17 protein-coding genes are annotated in these 16,138 nt (G+C 64.6%); 5 read left to right on the top strand and 12 right to left on the bottom strand.

Translation table 11 applies throughout. The features are described from left to right. Positions 1-573, bottom strand: a complete 573-nt coding sequence (locus AZG88_RS46470; RefSeq protein ID WP_005249126.1) for a TetR/AcrR family transcriptional regulator — start codon at positions 571-573, stop codon at positions 1-3. 89 nt (positions 574-662) lie between these two features. Here AZG88_RS46470 and AZG88_RS46465 point away from each other — a divergent pair, with 89 nt between their 5' ends. The 5 genes from AZG88_RS46465 to AZG88_RS46445 all read left to right on the top strand — a co-directional run bounded on the left by AZG88_RS46465 (position 663) and on the right by AZG88_RS46445 (position 5,688). Further along, positions 663-1,634 carry an NAD-dependent epimerase/dehydratase family protein gene (locus tag AZG88_RS46465; protein ID WP_061044791.1) on the top strand — a complete coding sequence of 324 codons (972 nt, stop codon included), beginning with the start codon at positions 663-665 and terminating at the stop codon, positions 1,632-1,634. A gap of 36 nt (positions 1,635-1,670) precedes the next feature. Next, positions 1,671-2,858 (top strand): 4,4'-dithiodibutanoate disulfide reductase, encoded by a 1,188-nt coding sequence (gene nox / locus AZG88_RS46460; RefSeq protein ID WP_061044792.1) that lies wholly within the window; start codon positions 1,671-1,673, stop codon positions 2,856-2,858. A 111-nt stretch (positions 2,859-2,969) separates the two neighbouring features. Beyond that, complete coding sequence (gene trxB, locus AZG88_RS46455; protein ID WP_005249123.1) at positions 2,970-3,953, top strand: thioredoxin-disulfide reductase; 984 nt, start codon at positions 2,970-2,972, stop codon at positions 3,951-3,953. Between the two features lie 46 nt (positions 3,954-3,999). Beyond that, entirely contained in the window at positions 4,000-4,323 is a 324-nt protein-coding gene (gene trxA, locus AZG88_RS46450) for a thioredoxin (protein WP_005249122.1), read from the top strand. Positions 4,324-4,488: 165 nt separating this feature from the next. Beyond that, positions 4,489-5,688 (top strand): N-acetylmuramoyl-L-alanine amidase, encoded by a 1,200-nt coding sequence (locus tag AZG88_RS46445; RefSeq protein WP_005249121.1) that lies wholly within the window; start codon positions 4,489-4,491, stop codon positions 5,686-5,688. An 18-nt stretch (positions 5,689-5,706) separates the two neighbouring features. Here the strand turns inward: AZG88_RS46445 and AZG88_RS46440 are convergent, their stop codons facing one another. The 11 genes from AZG88_RS46440 to rpmH all read right to left on the bottom strand — a co-directional run bounded on the left by AZG88_RS46440 (position 5,707) and on the right by rpmH (position 15,712). Then, positions 5,707-6,405, bottom strand: coding sequence for a hypothetical protein (locus AZG88_RS46440; protein WP_005249120.1), 699 nt, complete (start codon positions 6,403-6,405; stop codon positions 5,707-5,709). A 157-nt stretch (positions 6,406-6,562) separates the two neighbouring features. Then, the gene (locus tag AZG88_RS46435; RefSeq protein WP_025433644.1) at positions 6,563-7,645 is read right to left on the bottom strand and encodes a ParB/RepB/Spo0J family partition protein; all 1,083 of its coding nucleotides are present in this window, start codon (positions 7,643-7,645) and stop codon (positions 6,563-6,565) included. Beyond that, on the bottom strand, positions 7,642-8,655 hold the full coding sequence (locus tag AZG88_RS46430; RefSeq protein WP_005249118.1) for a ParA family protein: 1,014 nt from the start codon (positions 8,653-8,655) through the stop codon (positions 7,642-7,644). Before AZG88_RS46430 ends, AZG88_RS46435 begins: the two co-directional genes overlap by 4 nt. A 68-nt stretch (positions 8,656-8,723) precedes the next feature. Further along, positions 8,724-9,407, bottom strand: a complete 684-nt coding sequence (gene rsmG / locus AZG88_RS46425) for a 16S rRNA (guanine(527)-N(7))-methyltransferase RsmG (RefSeq protein WP_029539744.1) — start codon at positions 9,405-9,407, stop codon at positions 8,724-8,726. Positions 9,408-10,137: 730 nt separating this feature from the next. Beyond that, the gene (locus AZG88_RS46420) at positions 10,138-10,542 is read right to left on the bottom strand and encodes a nuclear transport factor 2 family protein (RefSeq protein WP_061044793.1); all 405 of its coding nucleotides are present in this window, start codon (positions 10,540-10,542) and stop codon (positions 10,138-10,140) included. Positions 10,543-11,279: 737 nt separating this feature from the next. Beyond that, the gene (locus AZG88_RS46415; protein ID WP_061044794.1) at positions 11,280-12,533 is read right to left on the bottom strand and encodes an IS256 family transposase; all 1,254 of its coding nucleotides are present in this window, start codon (positions 12,531-12,533) and stop codon (positions 11,280-11,282) included. 580 nt (positions 12,534-13,113) lie between these two features. After that, positions 13,114-13,668, bottom strand: a complete 555-nt coding sequence (locus AZG88_RS46410) for a Jag family protein (protein WP_005249113.1) — start codon at positions 13,666-13,668, stop codon at positions 13,114-13,116. A 19-nt stretch (positions 13,669-13,687) separates the two neighbouring features. Further along, positions 13,688-14,800 carry a membrane protein insertase YidC gene (yidC, locus tag AZG88_RS46405; protein ID WP_005249112.1) on the bottom strand — a complete coding sequence of 371 codons (1,113 nt, stop codon included), beginning with the start codon at positions 14,798-14,800 and terminating at the stop codon, positions 13,688-13,690. A gap of 4 nt (positions 14,801-14,804) precedes the next feature. Beyond that, positions 14,805-15,167 (bottom strand): membrane protein insertion efficiency factor YidD, encoded by a 363-nt coding sequence (yidD, locus tag AZG88_RS46400; RefSeq protein WP_061044795.1) that lies wholly within the window; start codon positions 15,165-15,167, stop codon positions 14,805-14,807. Further along, entirely contained in the window at positions 15,164-15,541 is a 378-nt protein-coding gene (gene rnpA / locus AZG88_RS51285) for a ribonuclease P protein component (RefSeq protein WP_005249110.1), read from the bottom strand. The genes yidD and rnpA overlap by 4 nt, the downstream gene beginning before the upstream one ends. Positions 15,542-15,568: 27 nt before the next feature. After that, on the bottom strand, positions 15,569-15,712 hold the full coding sequence (rpmH, locus tag AZG88_RS51280; RefSeq protein WP_005263481.1) for a 50S ribosomal protein L34: 144 nt from the start codon (positions 15,710-15,712) through the stop codon (positions 15,569-15,571). Positions 15,713-16,138: the final 426 nt, after the last annotated feature.

Here is a 16,138-nt window from a genome sequence, read left to right as displayed (position 1 = left end):
TCAAAATCTTTCCCGCTCCGAACGCGCGACCGGCATGAGGAGCTCGAGGATCTTCGCACGCAGTTCCGGAGTGTCGTCCTCGACGGCGATCAGGCTCGTGAACAGTGCGGCACCGGCGGCGAGCACCAGCACCGCCGTCGCGGTGCTCGACTCATCCGGGCCACCCTCGCTCCCGAACAGCTGAGTACTCGGCCCGCTGAATCCCCGCCAGAGCGCGGTCCGGAGATCGTCGTGGTCCCGGATCGCCGCCAGCAGACCCGGCGTGGCCGCTCGCACCTCCGGTCGTGAGAACAATTCGGCGCTGCCGGTCACCACCCAGCGGACCCAGCCTTCACGATCGGTGCCCTCGAACGGTGTCAGGTCGGGTGTCGCGCCGAGGATGGCGTCGAGAACGAGGTGTGCCTTCGACGGCCACCGTCTGGTGATCGACGCCCTGCTCACCCCGGAGCGGGTAGCGATGGCCCGCATGCTGAGTTGTTCCCAGCCCGATTCCACGAGCATCGCCCGGGTGACCGCGAGGACGTCGGTGTCGATCCGCGGGTCGCGGGGGCGGCCGGTTCCAGTTGCATTCATTGGTTCGAATTGTGGGACAGAAGTGCCTTCCGCGCTATATCGTGCCTATTACGAGTCCAGTGGCACCGTAATTCGAACAGGGCGGACACATGAAGATCGCGGTCACCGGCGGCACCGGATACGTCGGCGCCCACACCACGCTGGCGCTCCTCGCCGCCGGCCACACGGTTCGACTGCTGGTGCTGCCCGCCGAATCTCCCGACGGCCTGCTGGCGGCGGCCGGGGACGACGCCGCGCGGATCGAGCAGGTGGTCGGCGACATCCGCGACACCCAGGCGGTCGGACGCCTCCTCGACGGCTGCGACGCCCTCCTCCACGCCGCCGGGGTAGTGGGCACCGACGACCGACGCGAACAACTGATGTGGGAGATCAACACGCAGGCCACCGCCGCGATCCTCACCCGGGCGGCCTTCCGCGGACTCGACCCGATCATCCACGTCGCGAGTTTCAGCGCCCTGTTTCCGTCGCCCGACGCCGTCATCGGACCGGACAGTCCGACGGCGTCGGGTCGCAGCGCGTACGGCCGCACCAAAGCCGCGGCCGATCGCATCGCCCGAGCGCTCCAGGACGCGGGCGCCCCCGTGGTCATCACCTACCCGACGAGCGTCGTCGGTCCCGGGCTCGGATCCACGCAGGGCGTCACCGAACAGGGATGGGGCGCGATCATCAGCGGCGGGGTGGCACCCCGATTCGACGGTGGCATGCAGATGATCGACGTCCGCGACGTGGCCGCGGTCCACGCCGCCGCGATGCACCCCGGCCACGGTCCCCGGCGATACGTCTGCGGCGGCGAACTCGTCGAGTTCAACCAGCTCATCGACGTCCTCGAACACTCCTCGGGCCGTCGACTCCGGCGCATCCCGCTGTCGGGCAGCAGCTTTCGCACGATCGGGCGGATCGCCGACGTGATCGGCAAGTTCACACCCCTCAGCGCCGGGCTCAGTTACGAGGCCGCCTGGCTGCTCACCTCCGCGACCCCCACCGACGACTCGCGAACCCGCGACGAGCTCGGGCTCACCTGGCGACCTGCCCGCGCGGCGCTGGCCGCGACCTTCGCCTGAACGCCCTCACACCCCCACCCTCGAAGGCAGACCACCATGACCGTTCCACCACCTCACCCCGGCATCTGGGAGCCGGCCCGCCTGGGACCCCTGACGTTGCGCAACCGAATCGTGAAGGCGGCCACGTTCGAGGGCGTCATGCCGCGCGGCCGGGTCACCGACCAGCTCGTCGACTTCCACGCCGAGGTCGCTCGCGGTGGTGCCGCACTGACGACCGTCGCGTACTGCGCCGTCTCACCCGGCGGACGCGTCCACGCGAACACTCTTGTGCTCGACCGTGCCCGCGTCCCCGATCTGCGCCGGCTCACCGACGCCGTCCACGCCGAAGGGGGGTCGGTCGCGGCGCAGATCGGTCATGCCGGTCTCGTCGCGAACACGCTGTCCAACCGCACCAAGACCCTCGCGCCGTCCACGCGGCTCAGTCCGCCCGCCATGGGTCTGGTGAAGGGTGCCACGCGGGACGAACTCGACCAGGTCACCCGCGACTTCGAGGACGCGGCCCGCAATGCCGTCGAGGCCGGATTCGACGCGATCGAGGTCCACCTCGGCCACAACTATCTTCTCAGCTCGTTCATGAGTCCCAACCTCAACAAGCGCACCGACGAGTACGGAGGCAGCCTGGAGCGGCGGGCAGCCTTCCCCCGGCGGGTGATCGAGAGAGTGCGCCACGCCGTCGGCGACTCGGTGGCCGTCACGGCCAAATTCAACATGACGGACGGTGTTCCGAAAGGGCTGTGGCTCGACGACAGTCTTCGCATCGCGCAGCTCCTCGAAGCCGACGGGCACCTCGACGCACTGCAGCTCACCGGCGGCAGCTCGTTGCTCAACGGGATGTACTTCTTCCGCGGCGAGGTCCCCATGGCGGAATTCGTTGCCTCACAGCCCAAGCTGGTGGGCTGGGGCCTGAAGGTCTACGGGCCGCGCATCTTTCCGACCTACCCGTTCGAGGAAGCCTTCTTCCTCCCGATGGCCCGGCAGTTCCGCGAGGCCCTGTCGATGCCGCTCATCCTCCTCGGCGGCGTCAACAGGCTGGACACCATCGAGAACGCACTCTGCGAAGGGTTCGAGTTCGTCGCGATGGCGCGCGCCCTGCTCCGCGACCCGGACCTCGTCAACAAGTTCCGCGACCGGCACGTGCCCGAGGGACTCTGCATCCACTGCAACAAATGCATGCCCACCATCTACACGGGCACCCGCTGCGTCATCCGGGAGACTCTGCGCTGATCAGGGCGCCTGCGAGGGGAGCGACCGGTATCACCTGCAGTCGGGGAACAACACCCTTTAGTCTTGTGTTGATCCATACGACTGAGCACCCCTCACTACTGGAAGGCCCGCATGACCACTCCATCGACGGTTCATGAACTCATCATCGTTGGTTCGGGACCTGCCGGATACACCGCTGCCGTCTACGCGGCGCGCGCGGAACTCGAACCGCTGCAGTTCGAGGGGACCCAGTTCGGTGGCGCCCTCATGACCACCACCGAGGTCGAGAACTTCCCCGGATTCCGTGAGGGAATCATGGGCCCCGACCTGATGGACCAGATGCGCGAGCAGGCCAAGCGCTTCGGCACCGACATCCGCACCGAGGACGTCGAGGAACTCGACCTCACCGGCCCGATCAAGAAGGTCGTCGTGAACGGCGAGACCTACCAGGCGCACGCCGTCGTGCTGGCAATGGGCGCCGCAGCCCGTTACCTGGGGATTCCGGGCGAAGAGAAGTTGCTCGGCCGCGGCGTCAGCGCCTGCGCCACGTGCGACGGGTTCTTCTTCAAAGATCAGGACATCGTCGTGGTCGGCGGCGGCGACTCCGCCATGGAGGAGGCCACCTTCCTCACCCGCTTCGCCCGCAGCGTCACCGTGGTGCACCGCCGCGAGGAGTTCCGCGCGTCCCGCATCATGCTCGAGCGCGCCAAGGCGAACGCAAAGATCCGGTTCGTGACCAACGCGGCACCCGTCGAGGTCCTGGGCGACAACAGCGTCACCGGCCTCGTGATCCGCGACACCGTCACCGGTGAGACGTCCACGCTGGACGTGACCGGCATGTTCGTCGCCATCGGCCACGACCCGCGCAGCGAACTCGTCAAGGGACAGGTCGACCTCGACGACGCCGGCTACGTGATCGTCAAGACGCCGACCACCGCCACCTCCGTGGACGGCGTCTTCGCCGCCGGCGACCTGGTCGATCACATCTACCAGCAGGCGATCACCGCCGCGGGGACCGGATGTTCCGCGGCCATGGATGCCGAGCGCTGGCTCGCAGAGCGCGGCGACATCACGGCCAACACCGTCGCCGCCGCCGGCTCGCCGGTCGACGCCTGAGCTCACCACACACACCCACCGACCACCTCGAGTAAGGGAAATCCCCGTGTCGAACACCGTCACCATCACCGATGATTCGTTCCAGCAGGACGTCATTTCCAGCGACAAGCCCGTCCTCGTCGACTTCTGGGCCACCTGGTGCGGCCCGTGCAAGATGATCGCCCCCGTCCTGGAGGAGATCGCCGGTGAGCACAGCGACAAGCTGACCATCGCGAAGCTCGACATCGACGCCAACCCGGGCGCTGCCCGCGACTTCCAGGTCATGTCGATCCCCACGCTGATCCTGTTCAAGGACGGCAAGCCGATCAACACGATCGTCGGCACCAAGGGCAAGGCTGCGCTGCTGAAAGAGCTCGCCGACGTTCTCTGATCGACACCCGAACACCCGGCGCGATTCCCGATTTTGTGGGAATCTCTGAGACAATCGATCGATGTGCTCCAGTCGCATCAGCTAGACCGACCGGAACACATCGATCGTTTTGTTTGTACCGAGACTCGTAAGTACTCGTTGATTCGGACTGAGAGGCCCTGAAACATGCACCGACTCCGTCACGGCGACCATGGTCCGGCCGTCGCTGAGATTCGGGGCACTCTGGCCGGTCTCGGTTTCCTGCACAACGGAGTCGCCGACAGCCGGCGCGAGGGCACCAACGGTTCGCACTGGATTGCTCCCGACGCCGTGTTCGATCATCACCTGGACAGCGCCGTACGGGCCTTCCAGCAGCAGCGTGGGCTTCTCGTCGACGGAATCGTGGGTCCTGCCACCTACCGGTCCATGAAAGAGGCGTCGTACCGCCTGGGCGCGCGCACGCTGATCTACCAGCTGTCCGCACCGCTCTACGGCGACGACGTCGCCACCCTGCAGACCCGCCTGCAGGATCTCGGCTTCTACGTCGGACGCGTCGACGGCTTCTTCGGCCCGCAGACCCACGACTCGCTGTCCTCGTTCCAGCGGGAGATCGGGATCGCCGCCGACGGCATCTGCGGTCCGGCCACCCTGCGGTCGCTCGAGTTGCTCGGCACCCGCGTCACCGGTGGTTCACCGCATGCGATGAGCGAAGAAGAAATGGTTCGCAGCTCCGGACCCCAGCTGAGCGGCAAGCGGATCGTCATCGATCCGGGCCTCGGCGGCGACACCTACGGCACCATCGTGCGGTCCCCGTACGGCACGATCTCGGAGTCCGACATCCTGTGGGACCTCGCCAGCCGCCTCGAGGGCCGCATGGCCGCGACGGGCATGGAAACGTTCCTGTCCCGCCCGCACCACGCGAACCCCACAGACATCGAACGCGCATCCACGTCGAACGCCTTCGACGCCGACCTGATGATCTCGTTGCGCTGCGATGGCAACACCAGCCCGTCCGCCAACGGTGTCGCGAGCTTCCACTTCGGCAACTCGCACGGTTCGACGTCGATGATCGGTCAGGTTCTCACCGGATTCATCCAGCGGGAGATCGTGGCCCGCACGCCTTTGCAGGACTGCCGGACCCACGGCCGCACCTGGGACCTGCTGCGTCTGACGAACATGCCGACCGTGCAGATCGACCTCGGGTACCTCACCAATGACCTCGATGCCGCGGTGCTCTCCAACCCGCGGGCACGCGACGCCATCGCCGAAGCGATCCTCATCTCCGTGAAGCGTCTGTACCTGCTCGGTCAGGACGATCAGCCGACCGGAACGTTCACGTTCGCCGAGTTGCTCGCCGAAGAGCTGTCTTCCTCCGAACGTTCCTGACTTCTCGTTCCCGAGCGCTCAGTGCGCACCGACGGGTGTGCGCTCCCCGATGTCGACCATGCTCACCGACGCCGTGTGGATCAGGCGCTCCAGGGCAGCCTCCACGTCTTCCTTCCATCCGTGATCCCGGTTCAGCTCGAGCCGCAGGCGCGGGAACCGGTGATGGGGCGCGACGATTTCGAAGCCGTTGTCCTCGAGGAAATCGGCCGGGATCATGCACTCCTCGGGGGAGCACTCACGGGCCGCAGTGGCTGACGCCATCCCGTGTGTGTCGATCGGCCCGGTTCCGTCGGTATTGCGGATACCGAACGCCTCGAGGGCGCGAACACCGCGGCGCACCAGATCGGCCACCACGGCCTGGATCAACGTGGTTCCGAGATTCTGTTCTTCGCCGGCAGGCTCGAGCCGGAGGCTCGTGAGGAGAACGGCGTCGGCACCGACGGGAGCGGTCGGGAGAAGCTGAGCGCGCGGCACGGTCCGTGGGGGAGCGTAGAGGGCGCTGCCGACCGGCTTCCCGTCCATGACGGCCACCTGCCCGCACGATCCCCATTCGAGCATGACCATCGAGAGCCAGGCTTCCTTCTCGAACTCCTGGTCGCAGAATCCGCGCGAACTGTGGATCGCCGCCGGATCCATTTCCCAGAAGACACAGCGACGAGCGTGGGCGGAGAGCTTGTCCAAGCCGTCGAGAGTGAGCGATGTGACGTGAGTCGACACTGGCTAGCTCAGCCTCCATATGTCACTACCGCAGATCATTCGACATCCTCTGGTATTCAACGTTTTTCGCCCCCGATAGTTCTGCTGGACTCGGTCCGTCATCGGCCACTGTCACAGTGACGGATCATCCGCGGGTACTTCTACCTCCGTCAGGCGCTCATGAATCGGCCTTCTGTGCCTCCATCATCCCAACGATCCTCTGAAGATCGTCCACCGAACCGAACTCGACCACAATCTTGCCCTTGCGCTTGCCGAGGCTGACCGTGACCCTCGTGTCGAATGAATCCGACAGCCGCTCGGCGACGTCCTGCAGTCCCGGCATCTGGATCGGCTTACGACGCTGGGCGGGCTGGGCTGCCTGGTCGTCGCTGCGGTTGGCGAGCGTCACCGCCTCCTCCGTCGCGCGAACAGACATGCCCTCCGCAACGATGCGTGCTGCCATCACTTCTTGCGCGTCGGCTCCTGCCTCGAGCGACAGCAGGGCGCGAGCGTGACCGGCGGACAGCACGCCCGCAGCGACGCGTCGTTGCACGGGAATCGGCAACTTCAGCAGTCGGATCATGTTCGTCACGACGGGACGCGAGCGGCCGATCTTCGCCGCCAGTTCCTCGTGGGTCACCTCGAACTCTTCGAGCAACTGCTGATACGCCGCCGCCTCTTCGAGCGGGTTCAGCTGCACGCGGTGGATGTTCTCCAGGAGCGCGTCGCGGAGCATCGCGTCGTCGCCGGTCTCGCGGACGATCGCCGGGATCGTCTCCAGCTCGGCCTCCTGGCTGGCACGCCACCGACGCTCGCCCATGACGAGCTGGAACTTGCCGTCGTCGAGTGGACGCACCACGATCGGCTGCATCAGCCCGAACTCGCGGATCGAGTGGACGAGTTCGGCGAGAGCGTCGTCGTCGAACACCTGACGCGGCTGCTTGGGGTTCCGCTCGATCAGGTCGGGAGCGATCTCCCGGTACACCGCTCCGGTGGGGGAGGGGAGGGGTTCAGCACCGTTCCCCGACGCGCCGTCGGCGCCGTTGCTGTCTCCGTTGTTTCCCGTGGACGCGGGAGCTGTCTTCTTGTCGGTTGCAGCGTCCGACGAGTTCGGTGCGGGAGCGGTCAGTACGTTGCGCCGGTCCGCCCCGATCACGACGTCGGCGGCGGCGTTGCCCAGCCCCGGTCCCGTCGTGGTCGGTCCCGTAGGAATGAGCGCAGCCAGTCCACGGCCAAGTCCACCCTTACGCGTCTGACTCATCGCTGCTCCTGCTTCGTGATGTGTGCGGTGCGTGCTGCGAGTTCACGTCCCGCGTCGAGGTAACTCATTGCGCCCCGCGAACCGGGGTCGTAATCGAGCACGGTCATGCCGTACCCGGGAGCTTCTGACACCTTCACGCTGCGGGGAATGACAGCGCGCAGGACGGCGTCGCCGAAGTGGGTGCGAACCTCTTCGGCCACCTGGTCCGCCAACTTGGTGCGCCCGTCGTACATCGTGAGAAGGACCGTCGACACGTGGAGGTCCGGGTTGAGGTGCGCCTGCACCAGTTCGATATTCCGCAGCAGCTGTCCCACACCCTCGAGTGCGTAGTACTCGCACTGGATCGGAATCAGGACTTCCTTGGCCGCGACCATCGCGTTCACCGTGAGCAGTCCGAGCGAGGGCGGGCAGTCGATCAGGATGAAGTCGGCATCGACCTCGCCGAGAGCCTTCTCCGACAGTGCGCCCTTCAGCCGCCCCTCGCGGGCGACCATGGAGACCAATTCGATCTCGGCGCCGGCGAGGTCGATGGTGGCCGGGATGCAGAACAGCCGGTCGTTGTGCGGGCTCTTCTGGATCGCTTCCGCGGCCGTCACCTCACCGAGGAGAAGCTCATAGCTGGACGGCACGCCGGAGTGGTGAGCGACGCCCAACGCGGTGCTGGCGTTGCCCTGAGGGTCGAGGTCGATCACCAGAACGGTGAGTCCCTGAACCGCGAGGGCGGATGCGAGGTTGACCGCACTCGTCGTCTTGCCGACGCCGCCCTTCTGGTTGGCGATCGTGAGGATCCGCCGTTCGGGCGGCTTCGGCAGGGACACCGAGTGGGGGTGCAGCACCTGGCTTGCGCGGTGCGCGGCAGCACCGATCGGAGTCTCCTCGACGGAGATTCCGTTGTAAGGGGCCGTGAATCCGTCGTCTCCGTTCCCGGAGCTCGTCGCCTGGTCGGATTGATGGTCGGTTTCACGTGAAGTTGTTTCACGTGAAACGGCGGATTCAGGCCCACCCGACATTGACTACTCCTTCGATTGGGAATCGCTCGTTACTCGACATACTCACTCCCTAGTCACCGTGCACATCGTCATCGACGCTGACGGCGTTTCGGTACACGTTCTGCCCGAACGACAACGGTGGGGACAGGAAGCAGGCCCACTCCGCATTCCACGATATCCAGCTTGCCAGCACCCAACCGAGTCAGGGAAGCGCGATCACGGGAAATCTCTTCGGCGGCGCTCGAACCTTTCAATGCGAGCATTCTCCCATGCTCGTGGATAAGCGGCAGCGACCACTTGGCCAACTTCTCCAACGGTGCCACCGCTCGGGAAGTCACGACGTCTGCGCCACCGGCTTCCTTCACCACACCCGACTCCTCGGCGCGGCCCCGAACCACGAGCACGTCCAGGCCGTTCGACTCGACGAACTCGGCGAGGTACACCGACCGTCGCAGCAGCGGCTCCACCAACGTGATGCGGAGATCGGGTCGGGCAATCGCGAGGGGGATACCGGGCAACCCGGCTCCGCTTCCGACATCGACGACGGACTCACCCTCGGCGATCAGTTCACCGACGACGGCACAGTTGAGGAGGTGACGTTCCCAGAGTCGCGGAACCTCTCGCGGTCCGATCAACCCCCGTTCGACACCGTCGCTCGCCAAGGACTTGTAATAGCGCTCCGCAATATCGAATCGTTCACCGAACACCTGGCGTGCCGCCGCTTGTTCGTCCCATTCGGCCGGCTCTCCACCATTCGGTTCCACGTGAAACATCCTCCCGCGAATAACGCGAAATCAACAAACACAGCTTCTTCATTATCCGCCCTCGCTCGCGACTATGTCCCTTAACTCGAACGCGCAACGCCGGAACAGTGTCGAGCCGCACCCCTTCCGGTGGGGGAGGGGAGGGGTTGGGTCGTCTCTATCGGTGATACATCCCGCCGACCCCGGAGGTCGGACCGTCGCCTCGGCGGTGAACCCTCTCGGACGTCGATCTCGCGCACATCGCCGGCAACGGTTCCGCAGATCTACTACGGCGAGATCGCAGCGCTGATGTTTCACGTGGAACAGGCGATCCCGTCCACGGACGTGACTCGAACCCAGCCCTAGCCCAGGCCGACATGGTCCGGCGCGAGCGCATCGGATGGTTGCCTATTTCATGCCGTTTGGTGCGGGCAGTTTCACGTGGAAGAACTGACACTCGTGTTTCACGTGGAACAGACGAGGGACACCGACCGACTCCGCGCATCACCCGGCGGCCTTCCCAAGCCGGCGGACGGAGGGTTCCAGAGAACGACAATCGAGCCGGACCTCTCCAACGAGTAGCAGCGATCCACGCCTACTCGACGCTACCTCTCGACAGCGTCACTCCGAGGAATCCCGGTTTCTCAATCATCACAGTGACGAAACTCCCGGGTGTGGTTGGGTGGGTGAAACTACAACCTAAATTACTTCGAAAACGAGTGAAAGCGACGATCCGGCGGCGGCGCCATATCAACCGGCGTCAGACTGTGGTGTCTGGAAAGGAGTGGTGTTCGTGAGCGACGAGCCAACGACCGTCCTCCTTCCGCAATCCCACGGTGAGGCGAAGCCGGTTCTCTGGATTGTCGGCGAGCTCCGCTTCCGTGCCGCAGCGGAGGAGTGCATGGGCGAAGGCGACATCCTCACCGGCAGTCACATCCAATGACACCATCTCGAATCGGGCACCGTTCGACTGCCATTCGAAGAACGGCGGCCACGTCTCGCGATACGCATCGATTCCGCGAGCACCCTCATATGGCGGTGGCACGTCGAACATCACAATGTCGTCGGAGTGGTCGGCGAGAACACCGGCCATGTCGCCGCTGTGCACAGCCTCGGCCCAACGGTCGATCAGATTCCGGATCTGTCGTTCGTCCTCGGTCATCATTCACTCCATCCAGGTGACGGCACCGGTTCGGTCGCTTCAATGATGTGGACTTCGAGGAGCGTCGAAACTCATCGCGCGGAACAAATACCCCTGAGTGGTATGTCTCAGGACATCGCTAACACTCACGGATTGCTTCGGGTGACCATCGCCGGATGAGCGAATCAGAGCTTCGATGGAGCCGGCACTCGTCGCCACGATCTCAGCACTAGTCGACGGCCAGGGGCAGGAGGGTTGGTCGATCGGCTCGCCCACAAGGCGCCGACGGATTCACGTTTTCGGCGGTCCCTGAAACTGAGCCAGCCACGGCATCCCAATTCTGACCCCTGTCCATCGATCCCGGCTCGAACAGTTGCCAATCAAGGCGATCACTTGGCCGATGGGGACACTCCCCGTCCGCTTGGTGTGAGCCGCCGAGGGCGCACTGAAATCTCGAGATGCCGGTAAGCGTGATGGCCGAACGGATCGGCTGGGACCACTCCGGATCCTCAGCATCCGAGGCGCCGAACTGTGCCCGATCTTCCTGCCGCCGAATCCTTCCTCGTGCACCACCTCCCTCGCCGGGGATCGTCAGTGTGATTTCCGGTTCCCACCGATCACCCGCCCGATCGACCAGGGCCAAATCCGAACGACAACGAAGCTCCCAATCTTGACCATGAACTGTGGATGCCCGCGCTGGGTTATGTGCGGTGCGATAGAGCCCCGTGGGGTGGTGGGCTTTGAGGTCGAATCCTCGGTGCCTACTCGCCACGGTTGATCGCGGCGATGGTCCCAGTATCGCCGCTGGGGCCCAGCAGCGCCATCGACCCCCCTGAGAGGTAGCGGCGCTCGCCGGACTGCCACTCGTCGTGCATGTCGGCCAGGACTGCACCGACGAGTCGGATCACGGCCGCCTCGTTCGGGAAGATGCCCACGACGCGGGCTCTGCGCTTGATCTCCTTGTTCACCCGCTCCAACGGATTCGTCGACCAAATCTTCGACCAATGCGCCCGCGGAAATGTGCTGAACGCCAAGACCTCTGACTTCGCCTGGCCCATCAAGGGACTGATCTTGGGGAACCGGCCAGCCAACTGATCACGGACCTCGTCCCACGTCGAGGCCGCGGTCGCGGGATCGGGCTGGGCGAAGATCGTGCGAAACACCGCGGCGACCATGTCGGAGTGCGACTTGGGGACATGCGCCAACAGGTTTCGCGCGAAATGCACCCGACACCGCTGATGCCCCGACCCCTGGAACGAACGCAGCAGTGCCGCGACCAGCCCGGCATGCTGGTCACTGATGACCAGTCGGACACCGGACAGGCCGCGTCTCTTCAGCGAAGCGAGGAAGCCTCGCCAGAACACCTCGTCCTTACTGTCCCCGACATCGAGGCCTGGGGGTACCACCCGCTCGCGGGGGCGGACCTCACGCGCACCCTCGGCGGTGATCCCCGTGGCGACCACGACCGCCATCGAGGTCACCTGCGAAGAGGAGTTGCGTACGTGCAGGTAGGTCGCATCGAGGTAGACGTAAGGAAACGCGGTGTGGTCGAGCGGGCGGGTCCGGAACGCGCCGACAACTTCGTCGAGGCCCGCGCAGATCCGCGACACCTCCGACTTGGAAATACCCGAATCGATTCCCAGAGCCGCCACGAGGTCGTCCACGCTGCGCGTGGAAACTCCGTGCACGTAGGCCTCCATCACCACCGCGTACAGCGCTTGGTCGATCCGTCGGCGGGGCTCGAGGATCGAGGGGTAGAACGAGCCCTTGCGCAGTTTCGGGATCCGCAATTGGACGTCACCGGCTTGGGTGGCCACCAGCCGGGGCCTGGCCCCGTTGCGTTCGGCGGTGCGGGCCTCGGTGCGTTCATAGCGGCCCGCGCCGATCTGTTCGGTGGCTTCGGTTTCGATCAGTTCTTGCATGACCATCCGGACCGATTCACGGATCAGATCCACGCCTTCTCCGGCACGGAATGCGTCGAGTAGCTCGGACAGGGCAGACTGGGACAGGGCCATCGGTGGACCTCTTTCTTCGATGCGTGCTTGGCCGTACACACCGAAGATCCCGCCGATGGCCCTCTCTACGTCGGAGCCGCGCCGCTCAGTCCCAAACCCCACCACTCCACGGGACGCCTACTGCGATGCTGGTGCCCGCGGAGCGGTGGACCTGTTGGCGGACTGGTGGCACCTCGTCAAACACCCGCATACCCTGGTCGCCGAACCACGGCGGGCGTGGGCGAAACATCACACTCTCTCGGATCCCGATCAGGTCCAAGCCACCGCAGCATCACTCTGGCCATCCACCGTGGGGACGCCGAGGTGCAGATCCGGTCCTGAAGCATCGACTACGCCGCTTGATTTGCTGCGAACACCAGAACATCAGAACTGTCCACGAAGCCCTGAGACAGCGCAGTGAGCGGAGAAGGCATCCGAATCTCGCTGCGGACACCCGACCCTCGGTGGGGGAGGGGAGGGGTGGGTGTTTCACGTGAAACGAAACGAAGCCACAGTGACGGATGGCGACACGCGGATAAGAGAAAAAGGCGGGGCTCCCGGAGATTATCCGGGAGCCCCGCCTTGGTGATGCGTGTGTGGATCAGTCCTTGATGACGACCACGCGACGTGAAGGCTCGGCGCCTTCGCTCTCGCTCGAAACGCCATCGACCTTCGCGACTGCGTCGTGAACGATCTTGCGCTCGAACGGCGTCATCGGAGCGAGCTCCTCGCGTTCGCCGCTCTCGAGTACGCGGCGGGCAGCCGAGGAACCCAGCTCGGTCAGTTCGGCGCGACGGCCGGCACGCCATCCGGCGATGTCGAGCATCAGGCGACTACGTTCGCCCGTCGCCTGCTGCACGGCCAGGCGAGTCAGTTCCTGGAGCGCGTCGAGCACCTCACCCTTGCGTCCGACCAACTTGGTGAGATCGTCTCCACCGTCGATGCTGACAACAGCACGGTCGCCCTCGACGTCCAGGTCGATATCGCCGTCGAAGTCGAGTACGTCGAGCAGCTGCTCCAGGTAGTCGCCGGCGATTTCCCCTTCCTCGATCAGGTAGTCGTCAGAATCGGAATCCACCTCGGTGTCCGGGTTCTGCGTCGTTGCAGTCACGTCTGTCTCATCTCCGTCCACTGCGATGTCAGGCTCACTAGCCATGCTCGTTCTCTTTTCTGAATCAGCGCCGCTTGCGCTTGGGGGACTTTCCGCGGTTGGACTGGGGGCGGGCACCGGGCTTCGGCTTCGACGTACCCGTCGCCGAACCATCACCACTCACCTGATCGGAGGCGCTGTCTTCGACGACGCCCTCGACGATCTCCGGCTCGTCCGCCGAGGAAGAACCGTCCGTTGCGGTCGCGGACTTCTTCTTTTTCTTGGTGAGATCCGGACGTGCACCGGGCTTCGGAGCGTTGTCCGCCCGGCGTGCGATGGCAGCTTGCTTCTTCTCTTCCTCTTCTTCGTCGATGCGACGGAAGACGATGTGCTGCTGCGCGTAGGTCCAGATGTTGTTACTCACCCAGTACAAGAGGATCGCGATGGGGAGGAACGGGCCACCGACGAGCACACCGAGTGGGAAGACCCACAGAGCGAGCTTGTTCATGATCGCGGACTGCGGGTTGGCGGCAGCCTCGGGACTCTGCCGCGCGACGGAGGCGCGCGAGTTGAAGTGGGTCGCGATGCTGGCGATGACCATCAGCGGAACCGCGACAACGGCGATGTTCAACACCGTGGGGATCGGGCCGTAGGCAGCGAACGCGTCGAGCTGCTCCTTCGGCATGGTGATCCAGGCCGAGATGGGTGCGCCGAACAGTCGGGCACTCAGGAAGGACTGCACGTCCTCGACGCTGAAGAAGTAGTTCGGCGTGTTCGCGTTCGCCTCGACCGACATGCCGAGCTGCCCGAAGCCGGTCCCTGTGCGGTTGAACGAGCGAAGCACGTGAAACAGGCCGATGAAGACCGGAGCCTGTGCGAGAACCGGCAGGCAGCCCATGATGGGGTTGAACCCGTGCTCCTTCTGGAGCTTCTGCATCTCGGTGGCCTGACGCTGGCGGTCACCCGAGTACTTCTTCTGCAGAGCCTTGATCTGCGGCTGAAGTTCCTGCATCTGGCGGGTCGTGCGAACCTGCTTGACGAACGGCTTGTACAGCACGGCACGCAGGGTGAACACGAGGAACACCACGGAGAGCGCCCACGTGACACCGCTGTCCGGCCCGAGGAAGGGAATGGCACCGAATATCTTGTGCCAGACCCACAGGATCCCGGACACCGGATAGTAAATGAAGTCGAGCACGGCTCTATGTACTCCTCTGTTCGTCCACGTTCGCCGGACAGCAACGGCCACCCGCATGACGGTCGTGACGGGCAGGGACCGGGTCCCACCCACCAGGGTGCCAGGGGGCACACTTCGCCAACCGAACCACCGTCAAGAAAAGGCCTTTGATCGCCCCGTGGGTACGCAGGGATTCCACCGCGTACTCGCTACAGGTCGGCATGAACCGGCAGGTCGGCAACCTCAGGGGCGACACATACGTCCGGTAGAGCTCGATGAAGAATATGAGAGTGCGCGCCGGTAACGCACGGACCGACTTCCATGCGGAGGCGGCCGAGGAGGTGCCCTCGGCCGTGTCGGTGCGCGACTCGTGGAGTGCGCTTTTCATGCGGAGTTACTCACGGGCGCAAGAAGGTCCAATCGAAGGAGACCTGCACGGAGTTGCTTCTCCAGGTCCCGGCTACTTGCAGTCGCAGCTCCCGGAAGAGCCCGAATCACCACATCGGTACCCCGTGGAACCACGTCCACGAGGTCGATGCAGATATGACGAAGCCGGCGTGCGACTCGATGTCGAATCACCGCCGGCCCGACAGCCTTACTCACAACCAGTCCGAATCGCGGACCGCCGCTACTCACCAGCTCATCTGCCTGCGCACGGTCGAAGGCGTGCACAACCAGGTCGCGTCTTCCCATCCGACGACCACGTCGCACAGTCAACGAAAAATCTGAATGACGACGCAATCGGTGCGGCTCAGGCAACACCCCGAGCTCCCGAACCCAGTGTCGGGATCAGGCGGTGAGAGATTCGCGGCCCTTACGGCGACGCGCCGAAACGATTGCACGACCCGCACGGGTCCGCATACGAAGACGGAAGCCGTGAACGCGCGCGCGGCGTCGGTTGTTCGGCTGGAACGTCCGCTTGCCCTTGGCCACGGTCAACACTCCTCGAAGTTCATCGACGCCTCCCGGCGTCATGGATCTAACATTGGCGAAAACTCAGGTGTTCATCCACAGGGTGGGGATGGAACGACTTCGTCTGGACTCGAGCCAGCATGAAACCGCCACCTCACCACAGGGTGACTGTTCGAGAGTACTTACCACTCACGGTCAGGTCAAACTCGCTCACCTGCGATTCCCCCGCGAATCGGTTGACCGACACGCCGAGGATCGACAAATGCTTGCACCCCAACTTCCAATGTGCCAAACCGCTGTGAGGTTGCCGACACTGTTGCTAGCGTCTATGCATGGTCTCGCCGATGAACCCTGATCGAGTGCCCAGCTCTCGACTTCACCGTTCTCATCTGCATATTCACCACAATTCATCCACAGGGCACAGATGGTGTGCCGCTTCGGATCGCC

The sequence above is a fragment of the Rhodococcus sp. LB1 genome (assembly GCF_001583455.1).
In the GTDB taxonomy this organism is placed as follows: Bacteria; Actinomycetota; Actinomycetes; order Mycobacteriales; family Mycobacteriaceae; genus Rhodococcus_F; species Rhodococcus_F opacus.
The sequence above is the reverse complement of the archived record's forward strand: the minus strand, read 5'-3'. Positions and strand labels throughout refer to the sequence as shown.

Bases quoted from the DNA above. Each gene is read 5' to 3' on its own strand.
- AZG88_RS46435 (WP_025433644.1), bottom strand. From the start codon at position 7,645: ATGAGTCAGACGCGTAAGGGTGGACTTGGCCGTGGACTGGCTGCGCTC.
- AZG88_RS46470 (WP_005249126.1), bottom strand. From the start codon at position 573: ATGAATGCAACTGGAACCGGCCGCCCCCGCGACCCGCGGATCGACACC.
- AZG88_RS46420 (WP_061044793.1), bottom strand. From the start codon at position 10,542: ATGATGACCGAGGACGAACGACAGATCCGGAATCTGATCGACCGTTGG.
- AZG88_RS46445 (WP_005249121.1), top strand. From the start codon at position 4,489: ATGCACCGACTCCGTCACGGCGACCATGGTCCGGCCGTCGCTGAGATT.
- AZG88_RS46465 (WP_061044791.1), top strand. From the start codon at position 663: ATGAAGATCGCGGTCACCGGCGGCACCGGATACGTCGGCGCCCACACC.
- rsmG (WP_029539744.1), bottom strand. From the start codon at position 9,407: ATGTTTCACGTGGAACCGAATGGTGGAGAGCCGGCCGAATGGGACGAA.
- AZG88_RS46410 (WP_005249113.1), bottom strand. From the start codon at position 13,668: ATGGCTAGTGAGCCTGACATCGCAGTGGACGGAGATGAGACAGACGTG.
- AZG88_RS46430 (WP_005249118.1), bottom strand. From the start codon at position 8,655: ATGTCGGGTGGGCCTGAATCCGCCGTTTCACGTGAAACAACTTCACGT.
- trxB (WP_005249123.1), top strand. From the start codon at position 2,970: ATGACCACTCCATCGACGGTTCATGAACTCATCATCGTTGGTTCGGGA.
- yidD (WP_061044795.1), bottom strand. From the start codon at position 15,167: ATGAAAAGCGCACTCCACGAGTCGCGCACCGACACGGCCGAGGGCACC.
- nox (WP_061044792.1), top strand. From the start codon at position 1,671: ATGACCGTTCCACCACCTCACCCCGGCATCTGGGAGCCGGCCCGCCTG.
- AZG88_RS46415 (WP_061044794.1), bottom strand. From the start codon at position 12,533: ATGGCCCTGTCCCAGTCTGCCCTGTCCGAGCTACTCGACGCATTCCGT.